This window comes from Acinetobacter sp. TWP2-2-3, from assembly GCF_049896445.1.
Classification (GTDB): domain Bacteria; phylum Pseudomonadota; class Gammaproteobacteria; order Pseudomonadales; family Moraxellaceae; genus Acinetobacter.
The window spans coordinates 12,908-15,573 of sequence record NZ_JAFCUI010000020.1 but is presented as its reverse complement, the minus strand read 5'-3'; the positions used below and the strand labels follow the sequence as shown (position 1 = coordinate 15,573).

Sequence of the window (2,666 nt, the reverse complement as noted above, 5' to 3'; positions counted from 1 at the left end):
CCCCTACTTCCACAACATAGGATTGTAAATAAAGTGTAGTGGCTTGCAAAGCAAGTGGATAAGCTTAAAATTTTAAGTACAAATCAATCCATCACTTGGCATAACTCAAATCTTTGTGCAAACAAAGTTACACGTTACTTATAACTACCATGTACTGACAGTATGTTCACCTCAATTACTAAAAATAAAGAAATGAGCAAGCATCAGCTCAACTACATTTCTATTTTTAATTCAGTTCGGCTTTGTTGTATAAAGAGCTGAAAGATAGACTTTGAAAATTATAAAAATCGGAAATTTATGATATAAAAAATGTGCTCGACGATGTCGAAAAGCCGACTTGGAAACAAGTCGGCTTTTTTAAACAACTTTGTAATATTCTCTAAATGATAATGGTTTAAAAAGTAGGTATTTATTGATTTTTACTATTTTATCAAAGACTCTATTTCGAAAACTATCCCTCAATTTTTGTGGGTTAGAGCTTACAAAGATATCGGCTTTTTTTGGTTATTTGGAATAGGACTAATTTGCCTAACAGATTGGTATATATCACAATTTTATTATTTATATAATTTATATAAAATAAGCAAAAAAAATTTCACTACAAGGAAATCATGAGAAAAAAGATCACCTATCTAGCTGGGGCTATGACCATAGTTTTACTAATAGCGGTGATTAAACATGAAAATGAAGTAAAGGGGGATGAACAATTTAGATATTTAGATTCCATAGCATCTAAGCAACCTTAGTAAAATTGCACTTATATTTAGAAATACTAGATCATATAAAAACCATTATTTAACATAAAATCTCTTATTCGAAATTTATCGCATCGCATGTAATTCCAAAGTAAATAGTATTATATTTCAAAAATTTATACTATAAGAAATAGGGGCGTAAACCCGAAAAGCTGATGCGGATCAATGCCCAATTGGAAAACTTTGTCGAGTATGACTAGGACGATACCAATTTAAATAAGGCAGAATTCCAGAAACATACCTCACAATACAAATATCTGTACAACAACGTCCGTGTGGTCCAGCCTAAAGACAAAGTATCGATCCTCAATGATGTCAATTTCCAACTGGAACTGATCCACCGCGATACCGTGAATGTCGGTTATATCCTGAATTTACTGCAATCGGTGGTCAATCATAAAGATCCAGAAAAGAAACAACAGTATCGTTCCCAAGTGCAAGATATCATCTCGACCAACCACAACTTGTATGACAAACAAGAGCTGATTCAAAAGTTTCTGGATGAAAACATTCCACGCATGGCCGATGGTCAAAGCGTTGAACAAGCCTTTGTTCAGTTTTGGGATGTGGAGAAAGAAAAGGCACTGAATGAGCTGTGTCAAAAAGAAGCCATCAAACCTGAAGTCTTCAAAACGGTGCTCAGCCAATATGAATACACCCAGCGTCTACCTAGCCGGGAAGATGTCAAAGACTTACCGATTGCTCGCCCTAAGATCTCAAAACGTAAGACCATGATGAATACCCTGGTTCTCAAAACTCGAAACTTTATTGAAAAGTTCTATCGAGGCTTATAAGTCCCTGAAACAAAAAATGCCTGAACTTCAGGCATTTTTTACGTCATCACTAACAGCTTAAAACAATCAAAAAAACTAGAGTCTTAGTCTTTTGAATACGACTTAATTTTTTCGAAAATAGGGTAAAAGTCTACACCCTCATCTTTCATGCTAGAAAGCAAATAAACCAGAACAGCAATATGAGTAGGTACTTTTCCGATCTTTTTATAGTTAGTTATGGAATTTGGGTTCATGTCCAATAATGTTGCAAATTCCTTAATTGAAAGACCTGCTTTCCCCATAAGTCTTTGAAATTCTTCGTACGGCATCGTGATAAATACAATCTGTTTGGATTAGAAGTATAACACAGACCATAAAATTACAAAAATCACATAAATTATGTGACAAACACATTTTTTATGTGTTATAAATAGCTTATCAATTAATCTATTTATCATCTCTATAGGAGAAACATACTATGTACTCATACCCGGATTCAAACACTGAAAAGAAAATTGCTCTCATGATTATCAATGACTTTTTCATTCAAAAAGCCCATGAACTGTGGATTTTTTTACAACTCGATCAGTGCTTTAACGATTATGAAGCCACACTGATTTGGACTAGACGTTATTTAGAGAAGCATCCTGAGTGTGAGTACAGCGATATTCAAAAAGCTTTCCGTTCTTGTTTCCCTGAAAATTTCTTCAGCTTTGACTATTAATTGATGAATCGTCTTTCCTCTTTTGTAGCAGTTGAAATTAGAGTAAACGCTATAAAAGAGGAAAAATTGGCAGTGTTGTAAATAGCTTTTCAGCTAAAGGTTCAATAGATGAATCACTTCCATAGTCGGCATCATCTTTGGGGCGAAATCATTCTTTGGGCTGTGCGCTGGTATTGTAAGTATGGCAGTATAGAAAGAGTTTTACATCACATCACTCTCTTCAGGATTACACAAGTTTATAAGTTGCGTAAGTTATGTAACTTTATAATTTAATATTCCTGGCAGATTAATCCCAGGCAGTTCTTCTCATTAGATGGATCCTTAGTTTTCAGCACTGCACTTCCATATATGGACAAATCCCTGACAAGCATGACCGGGAGAGGTTTCCATCTCATCACTCTCTTCAGGATTACA

The 2,666-nt window shown here is 34.6% G+C and carries 2 protein-coding genes and 2 pseudogenes; 3 read left to right on the top strand and 1 reads right to left on the bottom strand.

Annotation, left to right across the window (positions count from 1 at the left end):
• Positions 1-979: 979 nt before the first annotated feature.
• A pseudogene (locus ACP7AK_RS14985) lies at positions 980-1,549 on the top strand (type I restriction endonuclease subunit R, EcoR124 family); the annotation flags it as partial.
• A gap of 83 nt (positions 1,550-1,632) precedes the next feature.
• On the opposite strand, the gene ACP7AK_RS14980 reads toward ACP7AK_RS14985, so the two are convergent.
• Positions 1,633-1,857 carry a helix-turn-helix transcriptional regulator gene (locus ACP7AK_RS14980; RefSeq protein ID WP_004676219.1) on the bottom strand — a complete coding sequence of 75 codons (225 nt, stop codon included), beginning with the start codon at positions 1,855-1,857 and terminating at the stop codon, positions 1,633-1,635.
• 149 nt (positions 1,858-2,006) lie between these two features.
• On the opposite strand from ACP7AK_RS14980, the gene ACP7AK_RS14975 reads away from it, so the two are divergent.
• Both ACP7AK_RS14975 and ACP7AK_RS14970 read left to right on the top strand, forming a co-directional pair.
• Complete coding sequence (locus tag ACP7AK_RS14975) at positions 2,007-2,252, top strand: hypothetical protein (protein WP_034171689.1); 246 nt, start codon at positions 2,007-2,009, stop codon at positions 2,250-2,252.
• A 108-nt stretch (positions 2,253-2,360) separates the two neighbouring features.
• Positions 2,361-2,492: pseudogene (locus ACP7AK_RS14970) on the top strand (IS6 family transposase); the annotation flags it as partial.
• Positions 2,493-2,666: the final 174 nt, after the last annotated feature.